The sequence below is a fragment of the Pseudomonas sp. BF-R-24 genome (assembly GCF_019947335.1).
Taxonomy (GTDB): domain Bacteria; phylum Pseudomonadota; class Gammaproteobacteria; order Pseudomonadales; family Pseudomonadaceae; genus Aquipseudomonas; species Aquipseudomonas jessenii.
This window is the reverse complement of sequence record NZ_JAGYGG010000012.1, coordinates 97012-120522: the sequence shown is the minus strand read 5'-3', so window position 1 is coordinate 120522 and position 23511 is coordinate 97012. Positions and strand designations below refer to the sequence as shown.

21 protein-coding genes and 1 pseudogene are annotated in these 23511 nt (G+C 56.6%); 6 read left to right on the top strand and 16 right to left on the bottom strand.

Translation table 11 applies throughout. The features are described from left to right. Positions 1 to 38 precede the first annotated feature (38 nt). From kdpC to kdpF, 4 genes are all read right to left on the bottom strand, one after another. Positions 39 to 584: a potassium-transporting ATPase subunit KdpC gene (gene kdpC, locus KGA98_RS12445; protein WP_223502443.1), complete on the bottom strand. Its 546-nt coding sequence runs from the start codon at positions 582 to 584 to the stop codon at positions 39 to 41. A 143-nt stretch (positions 585 to 727) separates the two neighbouring features. Beyond that, the gene (gene kdpB / locus KGA98_RS12440; RefSeq protein WP_223502442.1) at positions 728 to 2788 is read right to left on the bottom strand and encodes a potassium-transporting ATPase subunit KdpB; all 2061 of its coding nucleotides are present in this window, start codon (positions 2786 to 2788) and stop codon (positions 728 to 730) included. Between the two features lie 10 nt (positions 2789 to 2798). Beyond that, positions 2799 to 4493: a potassium-transporting ATPase subunit KdpA gene (gene kdpA, locus KGA98_RS12435; protein WP_223502441.1), complete on the bottom strand. Its 1695-nt coding sequence runs from the start codon at positions 4491 to 4493 to the stop codon at positions 2799 to 2801. A gap of 8 nt (positions 4494 to 4501) precedes the next feature. After that, a complete protein-coding gene (gene kdpF, locus KGA98_RS12430) occupies positions 4502 to 4591 on the bottom strand; it encodes a K(+)-transporting ATPase subunit F (RefSeq protein ID WP_007899818.1) in 90 nt (29 codons plus the stop codon). A 346-nt stretch (positions 4592 to 4937) separates the two neighbouring features. Here kdpF and rfbB point away from each other — a divergent pair, with 346 nt between their 5' ends. The 6 genes from rfbB (at position 4938) to KGA98_RS12400 (ending at position 10466) form a co-directional block, all read left to right on the top strand. Next, positions 4938 to 6020, top strand: coding sequence for a dTDP-glucose 4,6-dehydratase (rfbB, locus tag KGA98_RS12425; RefSeq protein WP_154860263.1), 1083 nt, complete (start codon positions 4938 to 4940; stop codon positions 6018 to 6020). Next, the gene (gene rfbA, locus KGA98_RS12420) at positions 6017 to 6889 is read left to right on the top strand and encodes a glucose-1-phosphate thymidylyltransferase RfbA (RefSeq protein ID WP_154860264.1); all 873 of its coding nucleotides are present in this window, start codon (positions 6017 to 6019) and stop codon (positions 6887 to 6889) included. Before rfbB ends, rfbA begins: the two co-directional genes overlap by 4 nt. Positions 6890 to 6938: 49 nt before the next feature. Beyond that, on the top strand, positions 6939 to 7808 hold the full coding sequence (gene rfbD, locus KGA98_RS12415; protein ID WP_154910832.1) for a dTDP-4-dehydrorhamnose reductase: 870 nt from the start codon (positions 6939 to 6941) through the stop codon (positions 7806 to 7808). Between the two features lie 260 nt (positions 7809 to 8068). Next, entirely contained in the window at positions 8069 to 9433 is a 1365-nt protein-coding gene (gene eat / locus KGA98_RS12410) for an ethanolamine permease (protein ID WP_223502440.1), read from the top strand. A gap of 141 nt (positions 9434 to 9574) precedes the next feature. Further along, complete coding sequence (locus KGA98_RS12405) at positions 9575 to 9742, top strand: DUF2897 family protein (protein ID WP_007985427.1); 168 nt, start codon at positions 9575 to 9577, stop codon at positions 9740 to 9742. Positions 9743 to 9908: 166 nt separating this feature from the next. Beyond that, entirely contained in the window at positions 9909 to 10466 is a 558-nt protein-coding gene (locus KGA98_RS12400) for a TetR/AcrR family transcriptional regulator (protein WP_057713786.1), read from the top strand. Here the strand turns inward: KGA98_RS12400 and fabF are convergent. The 12 genes and pseudogenes from fabF to KGA98_RS12340 form a co-directional block, all read right to left on the bottom strand. Then, positions 10463 to 11737, bottom strand: coding sequence for a beta-ketoacyl-ACP synthase II (gene fabF, locus KGA98_RS12395; RefSeq protein WP_223502439.1), 1275 nt, complete (start codon positions 11735 to 11737; stop codon positions 10463 to 10465). The two genes, KGA98_RS12400 and fabF, sit on opposite strands and share 4 nt — an antisense overlap. Before the next feature lie 31 nt (positions 11738 to 11768). Beyond that, entirely contained in the window at positions 11769 to 12563 is a 795-nt protein-coding gene (locus tag KGA98_RS12390; protein ID WP_223502438.1) for an SDR family NAD(P)-dependent oxidoreductase, read from the bottom strand. Positions 12564 to 13044: 481 nt separating this feature from the next. Beyond that, positions 13045 to 13380 (bottom strand): ComEA family DNA-binding protein, encoded by a 336-nt coding sequence (locus KGA98_RS12385; protein ID WP_154910834.1) that lies wholly within the window; start codon positions 13378 to 13380, stop codon positions 13045 to 13047. A gap of 112 nt (positions 13381 to 13492) precedes the next feature. Continuing rightward, the gene (locus tag KGA98_RS12380) at positions 13493 to 15487 is read right to left on the bottom strand and encodes a polysaccharide biosynthesis protein (RefSeq protein WP_223502437.1); all 1995 of its coding nucleotides are present in this window, start codon (positions 15485 to 15487) and stop codon (positions 13493 to 13495) included. 103 nt (positions 15488 to 15590) lie between these two features. Beyond that, on the bottom strand, positions 15591 to 16616 hold the full coding sequence (locus tag KGA98_RS12375; protein WP_223502436.1) for an MraY family glycosyltransferase: 1026 nt from the start codon (positions 16614 to 16616) through the stop codon (positions 15591 to 15593). Positions 16617 to 16680: 64 nt separating this feature from the next. Beyond that, positions 16681 to 17643, bottom strand: coding sequence for a UDP-glucose 4-epimerase family protein (locus KGA98_RS12370; RefSeq protein WP_090457123.1), 963 nt, complete (start codon positions 17641 to 17643; stop codon positions 16681 to 16683). Between the two features lie 20 nt (positions 17644 to 17663). Continuing rightward, a complete protein-coding gene (wecB, locus tag KGA98_RS12365; protein ID WP_090457125.1) occupies positions 17664 to 18791 on the bottom strand; it encodes a non-hydrolyzing UDP-N-acetylglucosamine 2-epimerase in 1128 nt (375 codons plus the stop codon). Further along, entirely contained in the window at positions 18784 to 19794 is a 1011-nt protein-coding gene (locus tag KGA98_RS12360; protein WP_056727149.1) for a polysaccharide biosynthesis protein, read from the bottom strand. The genes wecB and KGA98_RS12360 overlap by 8 nt, the downstream gene beginning before the upstream one ends. A 33-nt stretch (positions 19795 to 19827) precedes the next feature. Next, positions 19828 to 20685: a dTDP-4-dehydrorhamnose reductase family protein gene (locus KGA98_RS12355; protein ID WP_223502435.1), complete on the bottom strand. Its 858-nt coding sequence runs from the start codon at positions 20683 to 20685 to the stop codon at positions 19828 to 19830. Beyond that, a complete protein-coding gene (locus KGA98_RS12350) occupies positions 20682 to 21926 on the bottom strand; it encodes a glycosyltransferase family 4 protein (protein ID WP_223502434.1) in 1245 nt (414 codons plus the stop codon). The genes KGA98_RS12355 and KGA98_RS12350 overlap by 4 nt, the downstream gene beginning before the upstream one ends. A 144-nt stretch (positions 21927 to 22070) precedes the next feature. Beyond that, a pseudogene (locus KGA98_RS12345) lies at positions 22071 to 22208 on the bottom strand (Vi polysaccharide biosynthesis UDP-N-acetylglucosamine C-6 dehydrogenase TviB); the annotation flags it as partial. An 80-nt stretch (positions 22209 to 22288) separates the two neighbouring features. After that, complete coding sequence (locus tag KGA98_RS12340) at positions 22289 to 23500, bottom strand: glycosyltransferase family 4 protein (protein WP_223502433.1); 1212 nt, start codon at positions 23498 to 23500, stop codon at positions 22289 to 22291. Between the last annotated feature and the right edge of the window lie 11 nt (positions 23501 to 23511).

Here is a 23511-nt window from a genome sequence, read left to right as displayed (position 1 = left end):
TGGGAGCGGGCTTGCCCGCGATTGGCAGCGCCGCTGATTTACAGTTTTTCCAGCGCCCGATTCAACTCAAGCACATTCACCACCGGCGGGCCTACCAATGGCTGCTCGATGTGGGCGTCCAGCAGTTGTTGCAGGGTCGCTACCGGAAGATTGCGCGCCGTCGCGAGACGCGCCAGTTGATAGGCAATCGCCGCCGGTGGCAAGTGCGGATCGAGACCGCTGCCGGACGTAGTGACCAGCGCCAATGGCACCGGTCCCTGGCCTGGCACCAGCAGTTTGCTGGCATCGTCGATCACCCGTATCGCCAGCGCCGGGTTGCTCGGCGACAGGTTGCTGGCACTGCTCGACACGGTGGCAAAGGCGCCGGCCGAAGGACGCGGGTGGAACCAGGCGTCGCCAACGAAATCCTGAGCGATCAGAGAGGACCCGCGGACCTTGCCCTCGGCATCCCGCACCAGGCTGCCGTTGGCCTGATCCGGGAACGCGACCTGGGCCACGCCGGTGACCACCAGTGGATAAGCGACGCCGGTGATCAGCGTCATCAGGACCAGCAGGCTCAGGGCCGGACGTATCAATGTGGACATTTGAAAATCCTCGAATTCACAGGAAAAAACCTGTAGGAGCGAGCTTGCTCGCGATGGATCTGAAGGCGCCGCGCTTTGTCAGAAAGGGCGCGTTATCGTTAACCACCATCGCGAGCGAGCTCGCTCCTACAGGGGGGGTTCAGTCAAACCAGATGCAACGCCGTCAACAGCATGTCGATCGCCTTGATTCCCACGAACGGCACCAGAATCCCGCCCAGGCCGTAGATCAACAGATTGCGCCGCAACAACGCTGCCGCACTCGCCGCATGAACCCGCACACCGCGTAGCGCCAGCGGAATCAGCACCACAATGATCAGGGCGTTAAACACGATCGCCGAGAGGATCGCACTCTGCGGACTGCTCAGGTGCATCACATTGAGCACGCCCAGTTGCGGGTAGATCGCGGCGAACAGCGCCGGCAGGATTGCGAAATACTTGGCCACGTCGTTGGCGATGGAAAAGGTCGTCAGCGCACCGCGGGTGACCAGCAACTCCTTGCCGATCTGCACCACATCCAGCAGCTTGGTCGGGTCGCTGTCGAGGTCGACCATGTTGGCCGCTTCACGGGCCGCCTGCGTGCCGTCGTTCATCGCCATGCCGACGTCCGCCTGGGCCAGGGCCGGGGCGTCGTTGGCGCCGTCGCCGCACATGGCGACCAGACGACCGTCGTTTTGCTCGTGACGAATGCGCGCCAGTTTTTTCTCCGGCGTGGCTTCGGCCAACACATCGTCCACACCCGCCTCAGCGGCGATGGCAGCGGCGGTCAACGGGTTGTCGCCGGTGACCATGACGGTGCGGATCCCCAGTTTGCGCAACTCGGCGAAACGCTCGCGGATACCGGGCTTGACCACGTCCTTGAGGTGGATCACCCCGAGCAACTTGCCGTCGGCACACACCAGCAACGGGGTGCCGCCGCTTTGGGCGATCTTGTCGATTTCACGGGACAGGGCCGGTGCCAGGTCAGCACGCTTGAGGCCAACGAACGCCAGCAACGAATCCACCGCGCCCTTGCGGTACACGCGCCCCTGATAGTCGACACCGGACAAGCGGGTTTCGGCACTGAATGGCACGGCTGTCAGCACTTCAGCGGACGGTTCCGGCTGCGGATGGGTGCCGCGCAGGTACTCGACGATCGACTTGCCTTCCGCAGTGTCATCGGCCAGCGAGGCCAGCAACGCGCCTTCGGCCAACTCCCCGGCTGTCACGCCAGGCGCGGCATATACCGCCGAGCAACGACGGTTACCGAAGGTGATGGTGCCGGTCTTGTCCAGCAGCAGGACGTGCACGTCCCCCGCCGCTTCCACCGCACGACCGGACTTGGCGATCACGTTCAGGCGCACCAGGCGATCCATACCGGCGATACCGATGGCCGACAGCAAGCCGCCGATGGTGGTCGGAATCAACGTGACCAACAGCGCCACCAGGAACACCAGCGGCAGGCTGCCATTGGCGAAGTGGGCGAACGGTTGCAGGGTGACGACCACCAGCAGGAAGATCAGGGTCAGGCCGATCAGCAGGATATCGAGCGCCACTTCGTTCGGGGTTTTCTGGCGCTTGGCGCCTTCGACCAGGGCGATCATGCGGTCCAGGGTCGACTCACCGGGGTTGGCGGTAATCTTCACCAGCAGCCAGTCGGACACCAGCCGCGTGTTGCCGGTGACGGCCGAACGGTCGCCACCGGACTCGCGAATCACGGGGGCCGATTCACCGGTAATCGCTGCTTCGTTGACCGCCGCGATGCCTTCGATCACTTCGCCGTCACCGGGGATCATCTCCCCGGCTTCGACGCGCACCACATCCCCTTTTCGCAGGCTGGCGGCGGGCACCACCTGAAAGCTGCCATTGCCGGTCTTGCGCCTGGCAGCGAGGCCTTCGCTGCCGGCCTTGAGGCTGTCGGCACGGGCCTTGCCGCGACCTTCGGCCAAGGCCTCGGCGAAGTTGGCGAACAGGACGGTGAACCACAGCCACACAGCGATTTGCGCGGCGACGAAAGTCGGCACTGTGGTGTCGGGAATGAAGCACAGCACGGTGGTCAGGATCGCCGTCAGTTCGACCACCAGCATCACCGGCGCACGCTGCAACTGCCGTGGGTCGAGCTTGACGAAGGCTTGCAGCAACGCCGGGCGCCAGAGGGCCGAGATTGCGGTTTTTGGTTGTTCCGGCGCTTTGACGGTGGCGACCGGTTTAGTTACGGGCATATTCATCATCAGATCCTCAGAAGCCCATGCTCAGATGTTCAGCAATCGGACCCAACGCCAACGTCGGCAAGAAGGTCAAACCACCCACCAGCAAAATGGTCACGGTCAGCAGGGTCACAAACAGCGGGCCGTGGGTCGGGAAGCTGTTCTGCCCGATCGGAGCGGTTTTCTTCAGCGCCAGGCTGCCGGCCAGGGCCAGGACCGGGAGGATGTAGCCGAAGCGACCGATCAACATGCCCAGGCCCAGCATCAGGTTGTGGAAGGGGGTGTTGGCGCCGAAGCCAGCGAGAGCGGAACCGTTGTTGGCACTGGCCGAGGTGTAGGCGTAGAGCAGCTGACTGAATCCGTGAGGCCCAGGGTTGCTCACCGCAGCCACCGGGCCTGGCAGGCTGGCGGCGATCGCGCCGAGCACCAGTACGCCAATCGGCATGACCATCAGGGTCACCACCAGCAATTGCACTTCCCTGGCTTGCAGTTTCTTGCCGAGGTATTCCGGAGTACGACCGATCATCAGGCCGGCGAGGAACACCGCGATCAGCACGTTGAGCAACATGCCGTAGAGCCCGGCGCCAACGCCGCCGAAGATCACTTCGCCGACCATCATGTTGACCAGGGCCACCATGCCGCTCAGTGGGTTGAGGCTGTCGTGCATGCCGTTTACCGAACCGTTCGACGCGGACGTAGTGGTCACCGACCAGAGCACGGTGGCGGTGGTGCCGAAACGCGCTTCCTTGCCTTCCAGCGGCGCGGTCTGCTCGACAGCGACGTTGTTCAAGGCAGGGTTAGGTTGGTATTCAGCCCACAGCGAGGTCGCGCCGCCGATCAGGAACAGCGCCAGCATGCAGGCGATGATCGCCCGACTCTGACGCAGGTCCTTTACGTAGTGACCGAAGGTGAACACCAGCGCCACCGGGATCAGGATGATCGAGGCCACTTCGAACAGATTGCTCCACGCCGTCGGGTTCTCGAACGGATGCGCCGAGTTCACGCCGAAGAAGCCACCACCATTGGTGCCCAATTGCTTGATCGCGATCTGACTGGCAGCCGGCCCCAGCGGAATTACTTGGTCAACACCCTGCATAGTCACTGCATTCACGTACTGCGCGAAAGTTTGTGGCACGCCCTGCCAGACCAGGTACAGCGCCAGCAGCAGGCACAGCGGCAGCAAGCCGTAGAGGGTGGCGCGGGTCATGTCGACCCAGAAGTTGCCCAGAGTCCGGGTGGATTTGCGGCCGATGCCGCGACACAGCGCGACCAGTACCGCCAGACCGGTGGCGGCGCTGACGAAGTTCTGCACGGTGAGGCCAGCCATCTGGCTCAAGTAGCTCAGGGACGCTTCGCCGCTGTAGGCCTGCCAGTTGGTGTTGGTCATGAAGCTGACGGCGGTGTTGAACGCCAGCGTCCACTCCTGACCCGGCAGGTTCTGCGGGTTGAGCGGCAGGTGGCCCTGGAACAACAGGATCGTGAACAGCAGCAGGAAACCCGCGAGGTTGAAGGCAATCAAGGCCAGGGCGTATTTCTGCCAGCTCTGTTCGGCTTGCGGATCGACGCCGGCCAGACGATAACAACCACGCTCGACCGGACCGAGAATCGGCGTCAGCCAGGTTCGCTGCCCTTCCATCACTTTGTAGTAGAAGCGCCCGAGAAACGGCGCCGGGACCAAAACCAGGGCAAAAAAACCGAGGATCAGCCAATAGTCATAACTGTGCATAGCCGCTCCTAGTTCCGGTCCGCGCGCAGCAGCGCAACCAACAGATAAATGAACAGCCCCACTGCGAGCAGCAGCGACACCCCATCCAGAACGCTCATGGAAGTTCTCCGTGTTACGGCGTATTGCCGCGTGTGGAGTCATTGTCGGGAAGGAGGCTGTAAAGGAACGAGATCGAGGGTGCGGGCGAGGCATAAAAAAAGCGTAAAGAGTGGGCTTACGCGGGGGTTCCAGGGTGCGGGAAGGCGTTCCAGTAAGCTGAAAAGCGGAAATGTCGCAGGTAAAGCTCTAAAATTGTGCGCGAGATGTAGTGAGTGAAGGCTGCAAGTCATGGATAATCCAGCCCGATTGGCACGACGAAACCGAATGGGGTCAGGACCTCTTGCACCTCCTCTCTCGTACCTGCAAGCTACCGTTATTCGCATTACTGAAAAAGGCTGGCCCTACATGCGTATCCTTATTACCGGCGGAGCCGGTTTCATAGGCTCGGCCCTTGTTCGCGAGCTGATTCAACACACTGAGCATGAAGTGCTCAACCTGGACAAACTGACTTATGCCGGTAATCTCGAATCGCTGACCAGCATTGCCAACGACACTCGCTACGAGTTTGTTCAGGCCGATATTGTGGATCAGGCGACCGTCAGTGCAGTGCTGGCGCGTTTCCAGCCTCATGCGATCATGCACCTGGCAGCGGAATCCCACGTCGATCGCTCCATCGACGGGCCATCGGAATTCATCCAGACCAACATCGTTGGCACCTACAGCCTGCTCGAAGCCACCCGCGCCTATTGGCAGGCTCTCCCGGAGCCTGAAAAAAGCGCCTTCCGCTTTCATCACATCTCCACCGACGAGGTTTACGGCGACCTGCATGGTGTCGACGATCTGTTTACGGAAACGACGCCCTACGCGCCGAGTTCGCCCTACTCTGCCAGCAAGGCAGCGTCCGACCACCTGGTCCGTGCCTGGCAGCGAACCTATGGCCTACCGGTGCTGCTGACCAATTGTTCGAACAATTACGGGCCGTTCCACTTCCCCGAGAAACTGATCCCGCTGGTCATCCTCAATGCTTTGGCCGGCAAGCCGCTGCCGGTGTATGGCAATGGCTTGCAGGTTCGCGACTGGCTGTTTGTCGAGGATCACGCCCGGGCACTGCTCAAAGTGGTGACCACTGGCACCGTCGGTGAGACTTACAACATCGGCGGGCATAACGAACAAAAGAACATCGACGTGGTGCGTGGCATCTGCGCCCTGCTCGAAGAATTGGCACCGCACAAGCCTGAGGGCCTTGCGCACTACGCCGACCTGATCACGTTCGTCCAGGATCGTCCTGGTCATGACTTACGCTACGCAATCGACGCCAGCAAGATTGAGCGCGAACTGGGCTGGGTGCCCGAAGAGACGTTCGAAACCGGCTTGCGCAAAACCGTTCAATGGTACCTGGACAATATGGAATGGTGCCGCCGTGTTCAAGATGGCAGCTATCAGGGCGAACGCCTTGGCGCCATCAACTCCAAGGAGTTGCTCGCATGATCAAAGGTATCGTTTTGGCGGGTGGCTCGGGCACACGCCTGCATCCAATTACGCTCGGTGTGTCGAAACAGCTGTTGCCGGTCTACGACAAGCCCATGATCTACTATCCGATCTCGGTGCTGATGCTGGCCGGCATCAAGGATATTCTTCTGATCTCCACCCCGCAGGATCTACCTCAGTATCGCAATCTGCTGGGTGACGGTAGCCAGTTCGGAGTGAATTTCAGCTTTGCCGAGCAACCCTCACCGGACGGTCTGGCCCAAGCCTTTCTGATTGGCGAAGAGTTCATTGGCGATGACCCCGTGTGCCTGATCCTGGGCGACAACATCTTCCATGGTCAGCACTTTGGCGAACAATTGCAGAACGCGGCAAAACGCACCTCCGGCGCCACCGTGTTCGGCTACTGGGTCAAGGACCCCGAGCGCTTCGGCGTGATTGATTTCGACAGCGATGGCCGTGCCCTTTCGATCGAAGAAAAACCGAAAGCGCCGAAATCCAGTTATGCCGTTACCGGCCTGTACTTCTACGACAACGATGTGATCAAGATCGCCAAGGCGGTGAAACCTTCGCCTCGCGGCGAGCTGGAAATCACAGACGTCAACAATGCCTATCTGCAACGTGGCGATCTGCAGGTCGAGCGTTTTGGTCGAGGCTTCGCCTGGCTCGACACCGGCACCCACGATAGCTTGCTCGAAGCCTCTCAGTACGTGCAGACCATCGAACACCGCCAGGGTCTCAAAGTCGCCTGCCTCGAAGAGATCGCCTATGAAAATGCCTGGATCAACCGCGAACAGTTGCTGGAGCGTGCCCGATACTTTGGCAAAACCGGATATGGCCAATACCTGGCCAAATTGGCAGGGGAAGAGTAATGAGCCTGTGTGAGCCCGATTTGCCCCGGTACGAGACTGGATTGTATCCTTGAAAGTTCTCATCAATGGCCGGCATGGTCAGGTCTCACATGAGCTGCAACGGCGGCTGGGTGCTCTCGGCGAACTGGTCGTATTGGGTCGTGATCAGCTCGATCTCGCGCAACCCGATCAGATTCGCCGTCAGGTGCAAAACGTCCGGCCCGATCTGATCATCAACGCGGCGGCCCATACAGCGGTTGATCTGGCAGAAAGTGAACCGCAATCAGCCTTTGCCATTAACGCCGTAGCTCCCGGAATCCTTGCCGAAGAAGCGCTGGCTCTCGACATCCCGTTGATACATTACTCCACGGACTATGTATTCGACGGGATGAAAGCCGGACCTTACAACGAGGACGACACGCCCAATCCGCTCGGGGTGTACGGCAAGAGCAAGCTGGCCGGTGAACAGGCCATCAGGGAAGTGCAAGGTAAACATCTGATTCTGCGTACCAGCTGGGTCTATTCAACGCATGGCCGCAACTTTCTGCTGACGATGCAACGTTTGCTGCAAGAGAAACCTGAGTTACGTGTAGTCGCCGATCAAATCGGCGCACCTACATGGGCCGGTACAATCGCCAATAGCACCCTTGCCCTGATTGAACGCTGGCAGACGAGTCAGGTTGCCAACTGGGGTACTTATCACCTGAGCGCTCAAGGTGAGACCTCCTGGTTCGGCTTCGCTCAGGCGATCGGTGAAGCGCTGCGACAACAGGGCAAGCCCTGCGCCGACCTGTTACCGATCCCGTCCAGCGACTACCCGACACCCGCAGCCCGGCCGCTCAACTCGCGCCTGGATTGCAGTCGCTTGCAACGCGACTGGGGTGTCAGTCAACCAGACTGGCAAACGGCGTTACGCGAGTGCCTCAATCTGCAAGCCTGAATATCAACCGCTGCCCGCACCTGCATTGAAATACCAAACCTGCGCGTTGCCGCGGTGTGGGAAGCGGGTATGCGGGCTTGCTCGCGAAAGCCGCATTTGAAACAGCCACGCGCCCCTGACTGATGCACAATATTCGCGCATCCAGTGGCGAACATCCCCGATACGACAGCTTTCAGCCCATTACGACGTGCAATCGTGAAATGGCACGCCCACTGCACTGGCCTCCCCTGAGCTTTCCAAACCACTCAGGGAGCAAACCCATGAACACACAACTCAAACCCACGCTGGGCACCTTGCACCTGTGGGGCATTGCGGTCGGGCTGGTGATTTCCGGAGAGTATTTCGGCTGGAGCTATGGCTGGGGCGTGGCCGGAACCTTGGGTTTTCTGGTGACTTCATTCATGGTCGCCACCATGTACACCTGCTTCATTTTCAGCTTCACCGAACTGACCACCGCCATTCCTCACGCTGGCGGTCCCTTTGCCTACAGTCGTCGCGCCTTTGGCGAAAAAGGCGGTTTGATCGCCGGGCTGGCGACACTGATCGAATTCGTCTTCGCCCCACCGGCGATTGCCCTGGCCATCGGCGCCTACCTCAATGTCCAGTTTCCCGCCCTGGACCCGAAACACGCGGCAGTCGGTGCCTACATCGTATTCATGGGCCTCAACATCCTCGGGGTGAAACTGGCGGCGACCTTCGAACTGGTGGTCTGCGTGTTGGCGGTCGCTGAATTGCTGGTATTCATGGGCGTGGTCGCCCCGGCGTTCAGCTTCAGCAACTTCGCACTCAATGGCTGGGCCGGCTCCGACGTGTTCGGTGCCCCGGCGATTGCCGGGATGTTCGCGGCCATCCCCTTTGCCATCTGGTTCTTCCTCGCCATCGAAGGCGCAGCCATGGCCGCCGAAGAAGCCAAGGACCCGAAACACACGATTCCCAAGGCTTACATCAGCGGTATTCTGACCCTTGTGCTGCTGGCGATGGGTGTGATGTTCTTCGCCGGTGGTGTCGGTGACTGGCGCACCCTGTCGAACATCAACGACCCGCTGCCGCAGGCAATGAAAACCGTGGTCGGCGAAAGCTCGGGCTGGCTGCACATGCTGGTGTGGATCGGCCTGTTCGGCCTGGTGGCGAGTTTCCACGGGATCATCCTTGGCTATTCGCGGCAGTTCTTCGCCCTCGCCCGGGCCGGTTACCTGCCTTCCTCCCTGGCCAGATTGTCACGCTTTCAAACCCCGCACCGGGCAATCATCGCCGGCGGTGTGATCGGCATTGCAGCCATCTACAGCGACGGCCTGATCAACCTCGGCGGCATGACACTGACCGCCGCGATGATCACCATGGCCGTGTTCGGCGCCATCGTGATGTACATCATGAGCATGCTCAGCCTGTTCAAACTGCGTAAAACCGAACCGAACCTGGAGCGCACTTTCCGCGCCCCGTGCTACCCGCTGGTGCCGTTCATTGCACTGATGCTGGCGGTGGTGTGCCTGGTGGCGATGGCCTGGTTCAACACGTTGATCGGCCTGATCTTCCTGGGCTTCATGGCGGCCGGCTTCCTGTACTTCATGCTCACCGCGCAATTGCGCGCCGACGCACCAGCGGATGCGATGTTGACCGGACATTGAAAGCGTTCGAGTGAACCTTGAACAACAGGCATAGAATGGGGGTAATAGCGATGGAACTGCGACAAAACCCCATCACTCAAAGTGGTATGCACGATCGGTTGGCGAACCCTCGCCAACCCGCCTGCTTTCAAGGAGAGTCCTATGCCCTGGTATGCCTGGTTGATTCTGGTCGTTGCCATCGGCTCGATCGTTGGTGGTCTGATGCTGCTGCGTGACACCGCCAACAAGGTCGAACTGACCGAAGAGCAACGTAAGCGCGTCGCCGAACGCAATGCGGAAATGGACGCCAAGGAAGCGCAGGACCGCTGACTGAAAACCCCGCCTGGAACGGCGGGGTTTGTTTTTGCGTGAAAGCACCTGAATTCATGCCGCTTCTGACCCATATCGAAGCATCTGCATGTTTTTTAGAAGTAGAAGTACAGTCACCATGCAATTTTCATTGGTTAATATGTCCGCATTGATGCGGAGATATCAGATGCGTTACTCGCAGGACCATAAAGCCCAGACCCACCAACGCATAATCAAGGAAGCTTCAGCGCGATTTCGACGCGACGGTATCGGCGCGACCGGGCTGCAACCCCTGATGAAAGCACTGGGCTTGACCCACGGCGGCTTTTACTCGCACTTCAAGTCCAAAGACGAACTGGTAGAGAAAGCCTTGCAAGAGGCTGGCGCACAAGTCGACGAGTTGTGCGCGCAAATCTTCGCCGAGGAGCATCCACTCGAATCCTTCATCGACGCTTATCTGTCCGAATGGCATCAAACCTCACCTCAGGAAGGCTGCCCGCTGTTGACCATTTCTTCGGAACTGGGACTGCGTGGTCAACCGAGTCCAACCAGCGACGTCGTGCTCCAGGCGCGACTCGATCAGATCCAGCACACCCTTGACGGAGAGCGGAGCGCCGAGCGCAGCATTGTGATCATGTCTACGCTGGTCGGCGCCTTGCTGTTATCGCGTAGCGTTGCCGACGCCGAATTTGCCCAACGGATTCTCGACGTCGCACGCGAACACCTCAAACACTCGCAGGATTAACCCTGCCAACGCTTGAACAGCACACTGGCATTGACCCCGCCAAATCCGAAGCCGTTGGACAATGCGTATTCGATGGTCATTGGCCGAGCATTGCCATGAACGATGTCCACGCCTTCAGCGGCAGGGTCCGGGTTTTCGAAGTTGAGGGTCGCCGGCACGATCTGGTCGCGGATCGCCAGCAGCGTAAAGATCGCTTCGAGTCCACCCGCTGCACCGAGCAAATGCCCGGTCGCCGACTTGGTCGATGTCACGGCGATGCCGTTTTGCGCGCCGAACAATGCCTTGATCGCCGCCAGCTCTCCCAGATCTCCCACCGGAGTCGAGGTTGCATGCGCATTCAGATGCTGAACCTGAGCCGGTGAAACACCTGCCTGTGCCAACGCCAACGACATCGCTCGCCGCGCACCGCTGCCGTCCTCGGGGCCGGCGGTCAGGTGAAAGGCATCGGCGCTGGTGCCGTAGCCGACCAACTCCGCCAGCGGGTGTGCGCCCCGGGCCAGTGAATGGTCCAGAGACTCGATGACCAGCAGCCCGGCCCCTTCTCCCATGACAAATCCATCACGACCACTGTCGAACGGTCGCGAAGCGCGCTCAGGCGTTTCGTTGTAAGCGCTGGACAAGGCGCGAGCAGCCGCAAACCCGGCAAGGCTGACCCGATCGATCGCCGCTTCCGCACCGCCGCACACCGCGATATCCGCCTCCCCCGTACGGATCAGCCGCGCCGCGTCACCAATCGCCTGAACCCCGGCGGCGCATGCCGTGACCGGCGCGCCTAATGGCCCCTTGAAACCATGCTGGATCGACACATGACCTGCCGCGAGGTTGACCAGAAATGAAGGGATAGTGAATGGAGACAAACGTCTCGGACCACGGCTATCGGTGGTGCGAACCGCCTCGGCAATCGCGCCGAAACCACCTACACCTGAACCGATGATGGTGGCCGTGCGCTCCTGGGCATTGGCATCCAGCGCTTGCCAGCCGGCTTGCTCCAGTGCCTGACGCGCCGCTTCCATGGCGAACAGGATGAAGCGGTCCATCTTCTTCTGCTCCTTGGGTGAGGTTGCCCGGTCCGGATCGAACCCCGCCTCCGGATCGTCAGCCAGAGCAGGCACTGCACCGCCAACCTTGGCCGGCAGATCGGCAACCACCTCTTGCGGTAAATTGCGCAGCCCGGAACGCCCGGCCAACAGCCGAGCCCAGACCGCTTCGACACCGCTCCCCAGCGGTGACACCAGGCCCATGCCCGTTACAACTACTCGACGATCACTCATACCAAATACACCTCAAGCCGATTGATGGCGCTTACCGATAACGGGCAGCGGCCTTGCTTCTGGAAAGGTTAGGCGCCATGACATGACGCGCCGCCACGAACGCATCCCAATCCGCCGCATCGGGCAACGAAGGAATGGTGATCAATTCACCCTGATCCAGACCCGACAATGCGGCATCGACCATCTCACCCGCCTCCATCACCATTTCCGCTGGAATTTGTGAAGCATCGATACCGGAGCGCTCCCAGATCTCGGTTCGTGTCACACCGGGCAGCACCGCCTGAACCTGCACCCCAGTGCCATCCAGTTCGGCGCTCATCGATTGAGTCAAGCTCAATACATAGGCTTTGCTGGCACTGTACGTCGCGTTGAAACGCTCGGGAAATAAAGCCACCACCGATGCGATATTGATGATCGTGCCGCGCCCGGCCTTGGTAAAGCTGGCCGCAGCCGCCGAGGCCAATCGCGTGACAGCGGTGATATTCAACTGAATCATTCGCTCCAGTTGATTGGTATCGGCATTGGCCAACAGCCCGTCCGCCGCCACACCGGCGTTATTGAGCAACAGGCTGATACTCGAATCGCTGCGTAACCGCTGTTCGAGTTGCAGCACGTCTTCCTTCTGGGTGAGATCCGCCTTCAGCACTTCGACCTTGATCCCATGCTCGGAGCGCAGCTTACTCGCTGCCACCTCCAGCCGCGGCTCGTCGCGAGCCACCAGCAACAAATCAAAACCACGGGCTGCCAACCGCTCAGCGTAAACCGCCCCGATACCTGAAGAAGCGCCGGTGACGAGGGCCGTACCTTGGGACTGAACTGAATTCATGACGGTGCTCCTGGAGAATGCTGAAGGACGCCTGACGCCAAGGCACTTCGACGCAAGCGGTATTTATTATACGCATAATTCAAACGTAATATGATAGCCGTAATTTTCCATATCCACGAAGCGGTCGGCTCTCGTCAGTGCCCAAGCCAGAATGAGAGAGTAGACCCTGAATCAACGCAAAACCGCGCCGAACCTCTGCGATGGAATGAACGGTACTACGGGCCGACCGATAAATGGTGGGGCGGATGAACAGTGCGCATTCAACGGTGACTGAGCGACAGGACTTTCATGCGTCGAACCAACCCGAAAGTCGATCAAAGCGATGTCTGATTGGCAACCCTGCTGAACAACGCGGACCTGTACTTTGTCTGATTTCGGGTAACCGACAAACCATTCAAGTACTGCGGCTGGCCCGCCGAGCTTAACTCTCGCTACAGACAAAGGCCGATCAATGATCGACCTTTGTCGTCCAGTCTCGCCGTTAGTTCACCTCGATCCTGTCGCGGTTTCTATCCAGAAGCGCTTTGCCGATACCCTTCACTTCCAGCAATTCGTCAACTGACGCAAACGCACCATTACTTTCACGATAAGCAACAATTGCTTTCGCTTTGGCCTCGCCCACCCCAGCCAGCTCACGTTGCAGCGTAGATACATCAGCACTATTGAGATCGACTTTGCCGGATGGTGCCTTGACGGCCACATCCTGCGCCAGAGGCGCATTCGTCACCTCAGGAGCCTTGGCAGGTGCGGCGATTGCCGTAAGAGAGGCGCTGGTGAGAAGGGCGAATACCAGAGAGTAGAAACTGCTTGTACGCATTAGTGAAGCTCCATGCCATCGTTTGAGAAAGCAGCTTTTCCGAAGCCGCTCTCCAAACTTAGGCGATGCTATTGAACTGTCAAAAATGTGTACGTTACTGGATATGAAACAATCAGGGTTCCAGGCGGCGCTGCTGGTAGATCCAGTCAACGATCTCACCGTCCGGGGTGTAGCCGCTGACAGTGTCACGCAACAGCTGGCGGACGCGCGTATAGTCGTCCTGATCCACCGCCGCGAGCAACTCGCTCAACTTGCCCTTCAGCAAATCCCAGGACAGGTGGTCCTCGCTGGCCGTCATGATCATCGGGTGCTGTGTGGCCGCCACGTTGTCACCGATCAGCAACTCTTCGTAAAGCTTCTCGCCCGGACGCAGCCCGGTGAACTCGATAGCGATGTCGCCATGCAGGTTTTTTTCCGAGCGCACGCTCAGGCCGGACAAATGGATCATCTTCTCGGCCAGCTCGACGATCCTCACCGGCTCGCCCATGTCCAGAACAAAGACATCACCGCCCTGTCCCATGGAGCCCGCCTGGATCACCAGCTGTGCCGCTTCAGGGATGGTCATGAAGTATCGAGTGATCTTCGGATGCGTGACCGTCAGCGGACCGCCCGACTTGATCTGTTTGTGAAACAACGGAATGACCGAACCCGATGATCCCAGGACGTTACCAAACCGTACCATCGTGAAGCGCGTTTTGTTCACACGGGAAACATTGCTCGTATCACCGAACAACACCGGGGCCAACTCACGACTCAGCGCTTGCAGCGTCAACTCGGCAAGGCGCTTGGTGCTACCCATGACATTGGTTGGTCGCACGGCCTTGTCGGTGGAAATCAGGACAAAGTTGGCCACCCCTGCCTGGAGCGCGGCCTGGGCCGTATTGAGCGTGCCTATCACATTATTGAGCACGCCTTCGGCAATGTTGTGTTCGACCATGGGGACATGCTTGTAGGCCGCGGCGTGATACACCGTGTCTACTCGCCAGGTTTTCATGACATCCAACAACTTGTCCGGGTTACGAACCGACCCGAGAATCGGCAAAAGACGGATGGACAGCGACTCTCGAGCGATCCGCTGCTCCAGTTCGGACAAGATGGAATAAAGATTGAACTCACTGTGTTCGAACAGTAGAAGCGTTGTCGGGCGCAGCGTCAGAATTTGCCGGCAAAGCTCGGAGCCAATGGAGCCCCCGGCGCCCGTGACCAACACGGACTGCCCCGTGATGCAATGTTCGAGCAAATCAGCCTGGGCCGGGACTGCGTCACGCCCGAGCAGGTCTGCAATGTCTACTTCCTGGATATCATCGACCTTGACCCGGCCGCTGGCCAGGTCCATGAAACCCGGGACGCTCCGAACGTGTAACGGAAAGCCTTCGAGAAACCCGAGAATCTCGCGACGGCGTCCACGGTTGGACGAAGGAATGGCGAGGAGAATTTCCTGAGCACCCGTGTTGTCGATCATCTGCTGGATGTGCTTGGGTTTATACACCTGCAATCCGGAGATCACCCTGTCGGCGATTCCGCTGTCGTCGTCGATAAAAGCAACAGGCCGCATGGCGCGCCCCATCCGCAAGGCAGCAACTAGTTGATTACCTGCAGACCCTGCGCCGTAGATAGCCACTTTCGGCAGACCGTCATCCCGGCTGGTGAACGGGACGTGCTGGGCAGCGCTGAACCAGTCGCCCATAAAATATTGACGCATGGCCAAGCGCAGCCCGCCGATCATGATCAGGCTCAACCACCAATAGTTGAAAATGATCGAACGGGGAACGACGTTTTGATGATTGCTGTACCAGTACACCACAACGCCAAGTATCAAGGACGATAGTGTCACCGCCTTGATAATGGCAATGAGCGCGTCATTTCCAAAGTACCGCATGACCGCACGGTACATGCCAAAGCGAATGAAAAGAGGAATGGCGATGACAGGTGCACTGACAAAAAGCCAGACGTGCTGAGTGAACGGGTTGACTAACTCGTCCACCCCAAGTCGCACAACAAACGCCATCCACAGGGCAAACCAGACCAACGAAATATCGGTCAGAACCTGCAGAATACGCTTATGTCGTCTTGGCAGACTTAACAACCTTGCCCGAATCTTATCCATAACCCCTCTAAACACCTCTCGAAGCTTCTAGCATTGATACAGCAACTACAGCTTTCGGTAACTCACTTACCGATAAAGCAATACTCAAAAACCAATGCGTCCATCACGCCTTGCCAGCGATTTCCAACTCGCCTGCGTGAAACTTGAAAGCCAGCAACACCATAGGCACGTAGGCCAGGACCAATCCCGCCACGCCATCGAGATACTGCATGACGACCAATATAGCCACTGGTACTAACCACAACAAATTGATCGCAGCGATTGCCAGCGTAACCGCCCGATGACTGCCATATTTTCGTGAAGCATACTGGTATCCATGGCTGCGATGGGCCTCATAAACCTTGTCCCCGCGCAACAGCCGACGAATGAGGGTAAAGGTGGCATCAACAATAAAGACGCCCAACAAAATGAGCCAGGCCCAGAGGAACAGTGGGTTCGTCCATGCCGCATAGAGCGACATCACCGCCAATATGATGCCCAGAAAACCACTGCCGGCATCGCCCATGAAGATCTTCGCCGGCGGAAAATTCCAGACAAGGAAACCCAAAACGGCCATCGCCAGTACAAGCGGAGCAATGGCGAGACTGCTGTGGCCCGCGATCCAGTAAACCAGGCAAGCACCGACACAGGCGCAAATCGCCTCGACGCTGGCCAGACCGTCAATACCATCCATGAAGTTGTAGAGATTGAGCATCCAGACCAGATAGAACGCTGCGATGACATAACCGAACCAGCCGAGACTGAACTCGTGGCCGAACAGATTGATCGGCGCCATCCCCCCAATCCAGAACAATGCCCAGATGGCACCACCGAAATGCGCAAGCAGGCGCCAACGCGCGGCAATATGCCCATGGTCATCGAGAAAACCAACGATTGCGATCCAGCCGCCGGCCCCCAGCAGAGCCAGCGCCATCGGCCAGGCCACGGCATCTGTCCAGGCCAGGACAGGCAACGCAATCAGAAAGCTCACGACAATAGCCACACCACCACCCCGAGGGGTCGGAACCGAATGTGAACTACGCGCATTAGGAATATCTATCAAGCTGCGTGCCAATGCGTATTTGCGCAATGCACCTGTGCCCAAGAATGAAACACCCACCACCAACGCCAACAGCCATATTGTGTTCAAAGGTCAACTTCCTGAAACAGCCAAAATCAATTCTGCAATTGAACCGGCACTGTCATAAGCCAGCTTAGCGCTGCCTTTCCTTGTAGTAGTTGGCAGCCGACACAAGCGCCTCATCGACGCTGACCGGAGGAGTCCAGCCCAGCAATTCCCGAGTTTTGCTTATATCGACCTGCAACGAGCCGCACAGTCGCTGGGACAAAGCCTGCTTGCCCAGTAGCTGTGCACCGCGCTCAAGCAATACGCTCGGCACAGGCAGCAAGCGTGCAGGTTTACCCAACGCCTGCGCCATCCGCGTCAACAATTGTGTCGTGGACAAATCCTCCCCATCACTGACGAGGAAGGTCTGATTGGCGGCGGCCGGATGACGGATGCAGGTGACGATCAAATCAGAAAGGTTTTCGAGCGCGACCAGGCTGCGCCGATTATGGATAGCCCCGAATGGCAAGGGAATGCCCTTGTCCAGCCAACGCATCATGTTCAGAAAGTTGGCTCTCACACCCGGGCCGTAAACGAGCACCGGACGGATGATCACCACTTCCATCCCGCTGGCGGTCGCAATCTCGCGCAGCCCCTGCTCGGCCTCCATTTTCGAAATGCCATACGGATCGCCAGGCGCGGGGGTCGCGTCAGCGAAGTACGGCTGATTGATCGGCGTACCTTCGCCATTGACCTTGATCGAACTGATGAACACAAAGCGACGAACACCCAACGCGGCTGCTTGCCGTGCGAGGCTTAGCGTGCCTTCGACATTCACCTTGCGAAACGCCTCCAGCGGATCGGATTCGGTGTCATTCATGACGTGAACGCGAGCCGCGCCATGAATGACAACCTCTACATGATCCAGCGCCTGCGACCAGTCGGTATCAGCACTAAGCCCGGCAGTTCGGACGGTAGTAACGCGCGAAGGACAGTCAGGCAAGGCGTGCCCACGAATGGCTGCCACTGGCTCCAGATCGTCAGAGGCCGCCAAGCGGCCCAATACCGCACGACCAACGAAGCCCGTTGCACCTGTCAATAAAACACGCATTTTTCAAACCTCGACGGCGCTCAGGATTTCGACCAGACAGTACGATTGATGTAGTCGGTGTAACTCAATACGACCCGAACTACCTGCTTCGACACAGGGCCTGCCTGGTAATCCCTCACGACCGGGATAACACGCTGGGTACGATCATGCTGGCTGGTTACCACACGTACGGCATCCAGAACGCCCTCCACTTTCAGGCCACTCATGATGAGAGTGCCTTCGTCCATCCCTTCTGGGCGCTCGTGCGCATTACGAATAGTAATGGCAGGCAAATTCAGAAGAGAGGCTTCCTCAGTGATGGTTCCACTGTCGGACAGCACGCAGAACGCCGACATCTGCAACTTGATGTAGTCGAGCAGACCGAATGGCTTCGAGAAGCGAATCAGTGGGTGGTCCAGCGATTCACCGATCGCTTCCAGGCGCTTGCGGGTACGAGGATGCGTGGAAACGATAATCGGATACTGGTACTTGTCGGCCAGGGCTCGCAGCGTTTTGAGCAGATCACGAAGGTTGTCCGGCGTATCGACGTTTTCTTCACGGTGAGCGCTGATGATGAAGAACTTGTCCTGCTCCAGGCCTTCTCGTGCGAGCACGTCGGAGGTGAGGATTTTCGGCATGTAATAGTCGAGCACCTCCTCCATGTGCGACCCGGTCTTGATGATGGTTTCAGGACGAATCCCTTCAGCAATCAGGTAACGCCGGGCATGTTCGGTCAGGACCATGTTGATATCGCTAAGGTGATCAAGCACCTTGCGATTCAGTTCTTCAGGGACGCGCTGGTCAAAACAGCGGTTGCCGGCTTCCATGTGGAACACCGGAATCTTGCGGCGCTTGGCGGCGATGACGGCCAGACAGGTATTGGTATCGCCGTAGAGCAGAAGCGCATCAGGCTTTTCGGCCTCAAATACTTCATCCGCCTTGGAAATCACTTCGGCAATGGTCTTGGCAGCGGTATCACCGGCGGCACCCAGGAAGTAATCAGGCTTGCGAATTTCAAGATCGTCGAAAAAAACCTGATTCAATTCGAAGTCGTAGTTTTGACCCGAGTGAACCAGTACATGATTAACCTGCTTATCAAGCTCGGCAATAACGCGGCTCATCTTGATAAGTTCTGGTCGCGTACCAACCAGCGTCATGACCTTAAGCATCAAGTTGCTCCTGAATGTATTCCAGATTCAACAGAACTTTCTTCACGCCTTCTACATCAAGACGCTCGGTGTTGTGGGAGGTGTAGTCGTCGAGATCGGAAATCTCCTGTTCGCCCTCAACAAAAAACTTCTTGTAGTTAAGGTCGCGATTGTCCGAAGGAATACGGTAGTAGCGCCCCATGTCTTCGGCCTTGGCCATTTCTTCACGGGAGATCAGCGACTCGTAAAGTTTTTCACCGTGGCGGGTACCGATGACCTTGACGGCATTGTCACGAGCGAACAGCTCCTTGAGCGCTTGCGCCAGGTCCGCCACTGTCGAGGCAGGTGCTTTCTGGACGAAAATATCGCCTTGCTCGGCGTGTTCGAACGCGTGCAGAACCAGGTCAACAGAATCCTCGAGCGACATCAGGAAGCGTGTCATGTTCGGGTCGGTGACGGTCAGCGGCTCACCGCTCTGCAGTTGATTGATGAACAACGGGATCACCGAACCACGGGATGCCATGACGTTACCGTAGCGGGTTGCGCAGATCACCGGGCCTGTCGCCGGAATCATCCGCGATTTGGCTACCATCAGCTTTTCAGCCATGGCCTTGGAAATACCCATCGCATTGATCGGATAAACAGCCTTGTCGGTGCTGAGCACAACAACGCGCTGCACACCCGAAGCGATGGCCGCATTCAGAACGTTTTCGGTACCCATGACGTTGGTACGCACGGCTTCCATCGGGTAGAACTCGCAGGAAGGCACCTGCTTCAGGGCTGCGGCGTGGAAAATGTAATCCACCCCCACCATAGCCTGATCAAGGCTATCGCGATCACGAACGTCACCGATGTAGAACTTCACTTTGTCATTCGACAAAGCAATGCGCATATCTTCCTGCTTTTTCTCGTCACGGCTGAATACGCGAATCTCTTTTACGTCGGTATCCAGAAAACGCTTCAACACCGTATGGCCGAACGAGCCCGTACCGCCCGTGATCATCAAAACTTTATTATCGAACATAACGATCTTCCCAAACCTGATTGAATTTAATGATCAACGCAACGCGCGCATCGATTTAACCAATTCCAACCATGAAGGTGGAACGTAACCGGTCACAGCCTGGAACTTCGAGGAGTCCAGTGAACGATCTATAGAAACTTGACTATCGGCGACGATATCGATTTGCTTTTCATAAACTTCAGCTACCAGTTTAAGAAGCGACAGCTTGTCGATCGGCGCCACCGACACATGATAAAGGCCATGGAGTTGCGGATTCGGGATCACGTAGTCGCGAATGACACGCGCCAGCTCTACGGTAGGAAGTCCAGAGAAAATGGCCTTCTCATAACCCTTGACCGACCCGCTCTGGGACAGGAACCAGTCCACCAGTGAATACTGGCTCCCCAGTTCGTGACCAATGATCGAGGTCCGCAGGGTGACGGCATTCAGGTCCGTGTGAAGCTCACCGATGTACTTGGACTTGCCGTAGAGATCCTCTGCATCAGAGATATCCTCCTCGGCGTACATGCCTTTACGGCCGGAAAATACGCAATCGGTGCTGATATGAATCAGGCGAGAGCCGGACAACGCACACAACTTGGCAATACGATGGGGCAACATGGCATTGATAGGGAGTGCGGAAAGCGGATCTTTGGCATCGGCCAATTGTTTGATGAGCCCGACGCAGTTGATGACGACATCCGGCTTGACCCGTGCCAGCACCGAAACCAGCGAGTCCTGGTCAAGCACGTCGACATTGCTGATCAACGAACTGTGCATGTCCTCAGAGAAGTATCTTGAGCCACCCGGATTGCGCAAAGTGCCCCACACCTCGTAGCGCGGGTTTCCATGGAATTGCCTGAACACTGTGCTACCCAGCATTCCGGTGACCCCTAACACGAGAACTTTCATTTTGAGCTACCTTTTAATTCATTGATCCTGCTACTGAGGATTTCGACCAGACGCTGACTTTGCCGCTCCATTTCGAAATGCTCGAGGTAGTAAGCCCGACCTGCCTGCCCCAACGATTCCCGCTCATCCGAAGTCATGCGAAAAAGTTGCTCAATGCAGTTGGCCATACCTACGGCGTCTTGCGCTGCAGTGGTCAGACCGGCTCCCGCCTCATGAATGACGCGCGCGCCCTCCCCGTCCAGCGCAGCGATAATCGGCCTCCCCGCAGCCAGGTAAGCCTGAACTTTACTAGGGATGGTATAGGAGAACGCCTCATCCTGCTTCAACGTCACCAATAATCCCTCGGCGCGACTGAAAAAATGTGGCATTTCAGTGGCCGCAAAGCGTCCGGCGAGAACAAGGTTGTCCAAACCGCGGGATTTCTTCTGGGTTTCGATCCAGTTCGACATACTGCCACTGCCGACCAACACAATCCTGAGTTCCGACAAATGGCGAAGCTTGTCAGCTACCTCAACGAGGGTTTCGACCGACTGGGCGGTCCCCAGGTTTCCGGCAAAAACCAGACAGAAATGGTTGTCGAGCTCCGCGAGCAAGGGTGCGGGAATCCGGGTCTCTTCGAGACTCGGCGGCACGTCCTGATATGAGTTTGGGTAGTACACGACCTTGCCAGGGTTGGCGTAACGGGCGACCGGCTCTCGAAATGCCCTCGACTGAACAAGAAGCGTATCGACGAAGGCGTAAATACCTTTCACCAGCCAGCCCACAACGCGCAATATTGCTTTGTTCTTGATGAACCCGGTCGCACTCAAGCTCTCCGGCCAGAGATCCTGAACCCATACAGCCAGATGACTCTTGAGTTTCCACTTCAAGTAAATCGCAGGAATTACTGAAGTAATAGGTGAAGGTGCAAACACAAAAATCGCGTCAAAATTTTCACCCTTTACTGCGGCCGGGTAATATTTAAGGCCATTTAAAATAAACGACAAATAGTTCAGAACAAGATTTTTTGCACCGGAAGCACCACGTGGTCTGAGTGGTGCACGACAAACACTAACGGAAGACTCGAATTTTTCTTCCTGATATCCAGAAGCACTGTAACCACCATAGACAACACCATCAGGGTAATTTGGCTTACCAGTAAGAACCTTGATGTCGTGCCCTTGAGCCGTCAAGGTCTTGACCAAATCATTAATAATGAACGACTCAGGCCAGAAATATTGCGTAACCACGAGGATTTTCATCTAGCAAGCACCTTCTTTTGAGCGTTTGGCCAACGCGAGCAACTCGGACCAAGTCTTTTTCGAGGTGTTTTCCCAATCAAATCTGTCACTCTGCAAAACGGCTGCAGTCGACAACTTAGTCAATAACTCAGGAGCTGATAGGGCCTCTTTCAGCGCATCAATCCTTGTTTTGCTGATATCAAACCCAACCACGCTCATTTTCTTGCCAAACTCTAAAACCAGCGGCAGGCCCACATAACCAAGGCCTACGACGGCCAACTTTACATTTTCGAGTTTAAGCATTGAATTTCCTTGCGACTAACTGCTGGAGCAACCGTAAAATGACTTCAACATATTGCAGATCCAGAAACTCGGGCAACACTTTACATGCTATCAAATCTTGACTTGAGAGCCTTCGGCCCAAGCTTGACAATAGAGTACACAAAAGAAAGTATCGCTCGGCATCTATTGAATCGAATCTTGAAATCTGGATAAGATTTCGACAAATCGATAAACCTTGAAGTTGTATCTTCGATATTAAACTGACCAGCTTTAGCTCTATGCGCATCAGACAGTAAATTATACTGAGGAACTTCCATTCGATATAGCGCTTCTATGCATTCGATAATAGGAATTCGACGCGTTGTGGCTGAAGCTTCGTTGTATGAGTAGCCATCAATTTCCGAAAAAAAGCCACAGGTATGGGGAGTCGATATTGATTCTATCCCAACAATTGATGGCACACCCGCTGCCGAGGCTTCAATGAGAGTGGTACCAGAGCCTATAAAGCAAAAAGCATCATTAAAAATTTCAGGAAGATCGGAATATTTTACTTCACCCATAAAGTGGACAAACTGCGCTACACCACACTGGATCGAATAAACTTCAAGTGCTTCTCTTTCGGGCCCATCTCCATATATAAAATAATGAAAATTATCAACAAGTCGCAACTTTGACAATATAGATATTACATGCCTATTGTAAATTTTGAAGTCCACAAGGCGACCAACAGACAACAGCTTTAAAGACAGCTTGCCAGGACAACACATCCTATAATGTTCAAGTGATATACCCAATGGCAATAATGTCACTTCACTACTATCTAAAGCCTTGTACGTAGCCGCAATCTCCGCAGTACTTTCATTCGGAAACAGAGTAAGCTTTACATTTTGATCGTACAGCTCAAGCATCTTTTTTCTAAAATAGACATTTCGATCGCGCCACCAAATAATTTCTCGAGAGTGGTAGATGCCGATAGACAATGCATCGAAAGAATATTTTTCCCGCTGGAAATACATATATGACAAAGTTAATAAATCAACAACATGGACCACATCAAAATGAGTATGAGAACACGCACTTGCAGGCACCAAAGCATTTAGCCAACTGGACGCTCCAAAAAATGGGAAATACTCAACAACGCAAACTGTTGCTACGGACGATAGCTTTTGGAAGAGTAAATTATCATGCTTACTGGAGAGCAAAATCACAGTAACGGTGTGGCCTTGCTTCTGTAATTCGGTGGCCAAACGGACCACGTAGGTTTCTACGCCACCCATGGACAGACCACCCATCACAAAAAGTATATTTTTCAATTTACTCTCTA

What these genes read in the sequence shown, in the direction of transcription:
- kdpC (WP_223502443.1), bottom strand. Translation starts at nt 584, where the DNA reads ATGTCCACATTGATACGTCCGGCCCTGAGCCTGCTGGTCCTGATGACG.
- kdpB (WP_223502442.1), bottom strand. Translation starts at nt 2,788, where the DNA reads ATGAATATGCCCGTAACTAAACCGGTCGCCACCGTCAAAGCGCCGGAA.
- kdpA (WP_223502441.1), bottom strand. Translation starts at nt 4,493, where the DNA reads ATGCACAGTTATGACTATTGGCTGATCCTCGGTTTTTTTGCCCTGGTT.
- kdpF (WP_007899818.1), bottom strand. Translation starts at nt 4,591, where the DNA reads ATGAGCGTTCTGGATGGGGTGTCGCTGCTGCTCGCAGTGGGGCTGTTC.
- rfbB (WP_154860263.1), top strand. Translation starts at nt 4,938, where the DNA reads ATGCGTATCCTTATTACCGGCGGAGCCGGTTTCATAGGCTCGGCCCTT.
- rfbA (WP_154860264.1), top strand. Translation starts at nt 6,017, where the DNA reads ATGATCAAAGGTATCGTTTTGGCGGGTGGCTCGGGCACACGCCTGCAT.
- eat (WP_223502440.1), top strand. Translation starts at nt 8,069, where the DNA reads ATGAACACACAACTCAAACCCACGCTGGGCACCTTGCACCTGTGGGGC.
- KGA98_RS12405 (WP_007985427.1), top strand. Translation starts at nt 9,575, where the DNA reads ATGCCCTGGTATGCCTGGTTGATTCTGGTCGTTGCCATCGGCTCGATC.
- KGA98_RS12400 (WP_057713786.1), top strand. Translation starts at nt 9,909, where the DNA reads ATGCGTTACTCGCAGGACCATAAAGCCCAGACCCACCAACGCATAATC.
- fabF (WP_223502439.1), bottom strand. Translation starts at nt 11,737, where the DNA reads ATGAGTGATCGTCGAGTAGTTGTAACGGGCATGGGCCTGGTGTCACCG.
- KGA98_RS12390 (WP_223502438.1), bottom strand. Translation starts at nt 12,563, where the DNA reads ATGAATTCAGTTCAGTCCCAAGGTACGGCCCTCGTCACCGGCGCTTCT.
- KGA98_RS12385 (WP_154910834.1), bottom strand. Translation starts at nt 13,380, where the DNA reads ATGCGTACAAGCAGTTTCTACTCTCTGGTATTCGCCCTTCTCACCAGC.
- KGA98_RS12380 (WP_223502437.1), bottom strand. Translation starts at nt 15,487, where the DNA reads ATGGATAAGATTCGGGCAAGGTTGTTAAGTCTGCCAAGACGACATAAG.
- KGA98_RS12370 (WP_090457123.1), bottom strand. Translation starts at nt 17,643, where the DNA reads ATGCGTGTTTTATTGACAGGTGCAACGGGCTTCGTTGGTCGTGCGGTA.
- wecB (WP_090457125.1), bottom strand. Translation starts at nt 18,791, where the DNA reads ATGCTTAAGGTCATGACGCTGGTTGGTACGCGACCAGAACTTATCAAG.
- KGA98_RS12360 (WP_056727149.1), bottom strand. Translation starts at nt 19,794, where the DNA reads ATGTTCGATAATAAAGTTTTGATGATCACGGGCGGTACGGGCTCGTTC.
- KGA98_RS12355 (WP_223502435.1), bottom strand. Translation starts at nt 20,685, where the DNA reads ATGAAAGTTCTCGTGTTAGGGGTCACCGGAATGCTGGGTAGCACAGTG.
- KGA98_RS12350 (WP_223502434.1), bottom strand. Translation starts at nt 21,926, where the DNA reads ATGAAAATCCTCGTGGTTACGCAATATTTCTGGCCTGAGTCGTTCATT.